Origin of the sequence: Atribacter sp., from assembly GCF_035418125.1 — a bacterium.
Classification (GTDB): domain Bacteria; phylum Atribacterota; class Atribacteria; order Atribacterales; family Atribacteraceae; genus Atribacter; species Atribacter allofermentans.
Window position 1 is genome coordinate 1 of the sequence record NZ_DAOLQM010000164.1, and the last position, 4925, is coordinate 4925.

Here is a 4925-nt window from a genome sequence, read left to right on the forward strand (position 1 = left end):
TATGACTGTTTTTCTATTCCTAATCCTTTAAAGACTTCATTAAGAGATTGCCACGACCTCAAAAAACGAGGTCTCGCAATGACGGATTGGGTTGATAAAATCCTCGTGGCTTCATAATACAAAGCTTCAGGATAATGACCTATTTTAATTCTTTGGTAAGGGCTTGATTATATCCAAAATACTATACCAAAAAAACTCCAATTTTTAAAAGATGTTCCCCAAAGAAAAACAATTGAGTAAGATCAGATATTCTATTTGATTTTTTTTGTAGAAAAATCCCTTAAATATTTCAAATAATTCCTAAAATTTTCTTTCACTTCGTTCAGGCTATCGCCACCAAATTTTTCCCGGACCACTGAGGCAAGAACCCAGGCCACCATTGCTTCACCCACTACCAATCCACGTGGAACAGCACAAATATCTGATCGTTCATACCTAGCCACCACATTGGATTTTTCAATAATATCAACCGATGGCAATCCCTTTTGTAGGGTTGGTATGGGTTTCATAGCACATCTTACTACAATTGGTTCGCCGGTGGAAACTCCACCCTCAACTCCTCCTGCCCGATTGGTAGAACGAAAAAAGGAAAATGGTTCTCGGTCTTGATCATAATAAATCGCGTCATGAGCTTCACTCCCAAAAAGTTGGGCTGATAAAAAGCCATCCCCAATTTCAACGCCTTTCACCGAAGGAACGCTCATCAATCCTGCTGCTAATTGGGCATCCAATCTTTTAGCAGCTGAGGTATAATCACCTAATCCGGGAATCATTCCAAAAGCCACCACGACAAAAGTTCCACCCAATGAATCGCCTTTTTCCCGAGCTTGATCAATAACCTTCATCATTTTCTTTTCAGATTGTTGGTCAAAGGTCGCAAGTGTGGAGTTGAGAGCCGCTTTGATTTTTTCTTCAAGAGTCATTTCGGTATCGGCGACAATTCCTCCGATGCTTTCCACATAACCCCCTACCCCTATACCCAGTTGATTTAAAAACATCTTGGCAAAACTTCCTGCAACACAACGACCAACCGTTTCTCGAGCACTAGCCCGTTCAATAACGTTTCTTATATCGGTAAATTGATATTTAACCATTCCCGCCAGGTCAGTATGACCCGGTCGCGGTATTGTCACCTCATGATAATCGGGAGGAGGAAAACCGAGGGGATCCATTTGTATCTTCCAATTCACTGAATCCCGGTTTCTTACCAAGACTGAAATAGGAGACCCTAAGGTTTCTTTCCATCTTACTCCTCCTAAAAATTCAACAGTGTCTTTTTCCATTCTCATTCTTGGACCCGATCCGTACCCTTTTTGGCGACGGACTAATTCATTTTGGATAAAGTCAACATCAACCGGAAGCTGAGAAGGAAAACCACTTATTATGGTAGTAATTCCCGTACCATGAGACTCTCCAGCAGTTTCATAATGAACCATAGTCATCAACCTGTTCTTTAATTTTTTTTACTTTGATTAGAAAAGCCTTCAAACCATCCTCATCTTCTGTTTTAATAAATTCCTTGATGATTCGAAGACCTCCTTCCAATTCATCAATAACAGATAGAATCTGGGCTTGATTGGTGAGGAAAATATCTAACCAAACCTCGGGAGAGGAACCTGCTATTCGGGTTAAATCTCGAAATGACGATCCGGCAAATTGGCTAAAACTATAATCCTTTTCATAAACCTGTGAGGCATAAACATTGGCAATTACGTGCGGTAGGTGACTAACCAAAGCACAAACACGATCATGTTCTGGGGCGGTCAAAAAAAAACCCGGCTCTCCAGGCAATTTGTAATCTCCTCAATAATATTTTTTTCTCCATCCTTGAAAGACCGATAGGGAGTAACCAGAAGCGGCCTCCCCTTGAATAGCTTTTGTTGGGCAAAACGTGCTCCACCTTCAACCCCACCACCCATAGGGTGAAAACCGCAATATAGATTTTTATTTGGAGCTGGAATTAAGTGATCAAAAACCCATTGCCGAGTGCTCCCCAGATCGAAAACCATCGCCTGAGGTAACAAATAAGAATGGATATCTGAATAAATTTTTGGAATGACCCGAACTGGCGTAGCAATAAAAATCAAATCTGATCCTTTTGCAGCCAGTTGGGGTGATTTAGCTATGCGATCAACCATACCTTTTTGCAAACACCATTGTTTAGTTTCTTCATCGATATCATAACCTGTGATAAATATTTTTTTTGACCATTGCGAAAGGTCACATGCTAATGAAGAACCTATTAGGCCTAAACCAATGATCGCAATTGAATAGGTCATATTATATGGTCCTTCCCTTTAATCCAGCAATTTTCTTAAGCTCTGCCATCATAGTTGAAAATTGAATGGGATCCTGTGATTGAGGACCATCGGAAAGCGCCTCGATAGGATTGGGATGAACCTCGATAAGTAACCCATCAGCTCCGGCAGCAAGAGCGGCATAACTCATTGCCGGAACCAACTCGGAACGACCAGTACCATGGCTGGGATCAACCACAATAGGAAGATGACTTTGTTTCTTGACCAAGGGAACGCAGCTTAAATCCAGAGTATTCCTGGTAGCCGATTCGAAGGTCCTAATCCCTCTTTCGCATAAAACCACGTTATAATTTCCCTGAGAGAGAATATATTCAGCTGACATAAGGAGTTCATCCACCGTACTCATCATCCCTCGCTTTAGAAGGATTGGTTTCCGCAACCTTCCGGCCGCCTCCAACAATCGAAAGTTTTGCATATTTCTTGCTCCAATTTGAATCATGTCGGCATATTCATTAACTAAGGGAAGTTCCTCTATGCCCAAAGCTTCAGTTACTATGGGCATACCAGTTTCTTCCCGGGCTTTAACTAAAATTTTTAAACCTTTTTCTCCCAATCCCTGAAAACTATAAGGAGATGTCCGCGGCTTAAAAGCTCCGGCTCGTAAAATCGTTGCTCCGGCTTCCTTTACTCGATAGGCCGTTTCCATAAGCTGTTTTTCCGATTCAACCGCACAAGGTCCTGCCATAACTACAAACTTACCAGGACCGATAGGAACCTTTCCTATTTCTATTACCGTATCCTCTGATCGAAATTCACGACTAGTCAATTTATATGGAGCAAGAATTGGAATTACCTTTTCAACAAAGGGAAGAACACTAATTTTTTCTTCTAAATTGACCTGACGTTCATCACCAATTGCACCAATAATGGTTCTTTCGGTTCCTTTGGATATATGTGCTCCAAAACCTAACTTCTTCAACCGTTCAACAATTTCATCGACTTCTTGTTGTGAGGTTCCACGCCGTAAAACGATTATCATTCAACCACACCTCTTTTATGATGCAAACCATAAAGTTCACCACATGCTGCCCCAATGTCCTGACCACGGGGTTCTCGAATGGTGACATTTATTTTATTATCTTCCAAGATTCGGGCAAAAGTCATGACCCTTGCCGGAGAAGAAGGAACGAAATGGCATTCAGCTATAGGATTACCTGGAATAAGATTGACATGTACTAGCAATCCCCGTAAAAGAGAAGCCAATTGAAAGGCATACTCCCGTTGATCATTGATATCGGTCCATAAAGAATATTCAATAGTTACTCGACGATGTGTCAAGGCAATATATTGCTCGATGGTTTTCATTAATTGAGAAATAGGATAGACGTCATTAATAGGTATCAGCTGTTTCCTTAGTTCGTTTTTAGGAGCATGAAGAGATACCGCCAAATTAACTTGAGGCCACTCCTGGGCTAATTTGATAATTTTATCCGGTATCCCAATAGTAGACACAGTCATATTTCGAGAACCAATATTAAAACCATCGGAATGGTTAAATACCTGAATCGCTTTCGATAGTTGTTCGTAATTCAACAAAGGCTCTCCCATTCCCATAAACACAATGTTTTTAATTACACTATTACTTTCAATCTGGGTTTTCCAAGCACTCTCAACAATTTCTTGATAGGTCAGGTTTCGGCTAAAGCCACTTTGTCCGGTAGCACAAAAGGAACAGCCAACCGGACATCCCACTTGGGTAGAAAGACAGATGGTTATACGTTTGCGATGAGGGATAACCACAATTTCAATTCCATTTCCATCAGCGAGTCGCAATAAATACTTCATGCTTTGATCGGATGAAACCATTTTCGTTTCAATCTTTATCTGACCAATATCAAATCTTTGGGATAATACCTGGCGAAAACCAAGAGGCAGATTTTTCATTTCATCCCAGGTGGTTGCATTTTGTTGATACAGCCAATGAGTGATTTGTTTTGATCGGTAACTGGGTTCACCCATCATTTCAAGAAAGGTTAATAAGTCATTTGGAAGCAAACCGATTATATTTGATTTTTCCATTCAATACATCCTTTTAGTTTCGATATTATTGGGAATCTCTTTCGAATGTTCCTCACTATAAAAAGAGAGAGAATAATTGCAACAGCACATTGGGCAACATCAACCGGCACTTCATAGATAAGTACTGGCCATCCAAAAAGGACCATTGTAGCAATCGCATATCCGCCAATCATCAACAAAGATCCCACGAAAAGAGCAATGAGATCCATTTTCCCCTCCCGCCCTTGGCTAATCCAACCAACAATAAAACCTTCTAATCCTTTGATCACTAATGAAAACGGAATCCACACCGTGAGCCCGGCATGCAAATCAGCTAGAGATGAACCAATTGCTCCAGAAACAGCTCCAGCAATCGGACCGAAAAGGAGTGAAACAACAAAAATAACCGTATCACCTAGATGAAAATACCATCGAATCGAAGGTATGGGAATCCGGATCAGTGAAGCTATGAAAGTCAGAGCTATCCCCAGAGCACTCAAACAGAGTAAACAAATACTTCTTTTCATAAGAATCTTACCAGGTCTTTTTATTTCATATTGTACAATAAAGGGTTTTCAATTTAAATAACTGTTAATCTTTATTGTTTCT

Annotated in this window: 6 protein-coding genes; all 6 read right to left on the reverse strand. The window is 40.6% G+C overall.

Annotated features, from left to right (window positions below):
* Positions 1-251: 251 nt before the first annotated feature.
* The 6 genes from aroC to PLK24_RS08325 are packed head-to-tail and all read right to left on the reverse strand — an operon-like array spanning position 252 to position 4843.
* Positions 252-1436 carry a chorismate synthase gene (gene aroC, locus PLK24_RS08300; RefSeq protein WP_324478084.1) on the reverse strand — a complete coding sequence of 395 codons (1185 nt, stop codon included), beginning with the start codon at positions 1434-1436 and terminating at the stop codon, positions 252-254.
* A complete protein-coding gene (locus tag PLK24_RS08305; protein WP_324478086.1) occupies positions 1423-1791 on the reverse strand; it encodes a prephenate dehydrogenase dimerization domain-containing protein in 369 nt (122 codons plus the stop codon). Before PLK24_RS08305 ends, aroC begins: the two co-directional genes overlap by 14 nt.
* Positions 1764-2279 (reverse strand): prephenate dehydrogenase/arogenate dehydrogenase family protein, encoded by a 516-nt coding sequence (locus PLK24_RS08310; RefSeq protein WP_324478088.1) that lies wholly within the window; start codon positions 2277-2279, stop codon positions 1764-1766. Before PLK24_RS08310 ends, PLK24_RS08305 begins: the two co-directional genes overlap by 28 nt.
* A 1-nt stretch (position 2280) precedes the next feature.
* Positions 2281-3297 carry a 3-deoxy-7-phosphoheptulonate synthase gene (gene aroF / locus PLK24_RS08315; RefSeq protein ID WP_324478090.1) on the reverse strand — a complete coding sequence of 339 codons (1017 nt, stop codon included), beginning with the start codon at positions 3295-3297 and terminating at the stop codon, positions 2281-2283.
* Positions 3294-4337: a dual-specificity RNA methyltransferase RlmN gene (rlmN, locus tag PLK24_RS08320; protein WP_324478092.1), complete on the reverse strand. Its 1044-nt coding sequence runs from the start codon at positions 4335-4337 to the stop codon at positions 3294-3296. Before rlmN ends, aroF begins: the two co-directional genes overlap by 4 nt.
* On the reverse strand, positions 4319-4843 hold the full coding sequence (locus PLK24_RS08325; RefSeq protein ID WP_324478094.1) for an ECF transporter S component: 525 nt from the start codon (positions 4841-4843) through the stop codon (positions 4319-4321). Before PLK24_RS08325 ends, rlmN begins: the two co-directional genes overlap by 19 nt.
* Between the last annotated feature and the right edge of the window lie 82 nt (positions 4844-4925).

Excerpts from the sequence above, each read along its gene's own strand:
- aroC (WP_324478084.1), bottom strand. The coding sequence starts at position 1,436 with ATGGTTCATTATGAAACTGCTGGAGAGTCTCATGGTACGGGAATTACT.
- PLK24_RS08310 (WP_324478088.1), bottom strand. The coding sequence starts at position 2,279 with ATGACCTATTCAATTGCGATCATTGGTTTAGGCCTAATAGGTTCTTCA.
- aroF (WP_324478090.1), bottom strand. The coding sequence starts at position 3,297 with ATGATAATCGTTTTACGGCGTGGAACCTCACAACAAGAAGTCGATGAA.
- rlmN (WP_324478092.1), bottom strand. The coding sequence starts at position 4,337 with ATGGAAAAATCAAATATAATCGGTTTGCTTCCAAATGACTTATTAACC.
- PLK24_RS08325 (WP_324478094.1), bottom strand. The coding sequence starts at position 4,843 with ATGAAAAGAAGTATTTGTTTACTCTGTTTGAGTGCTCTGGGGATAGCT.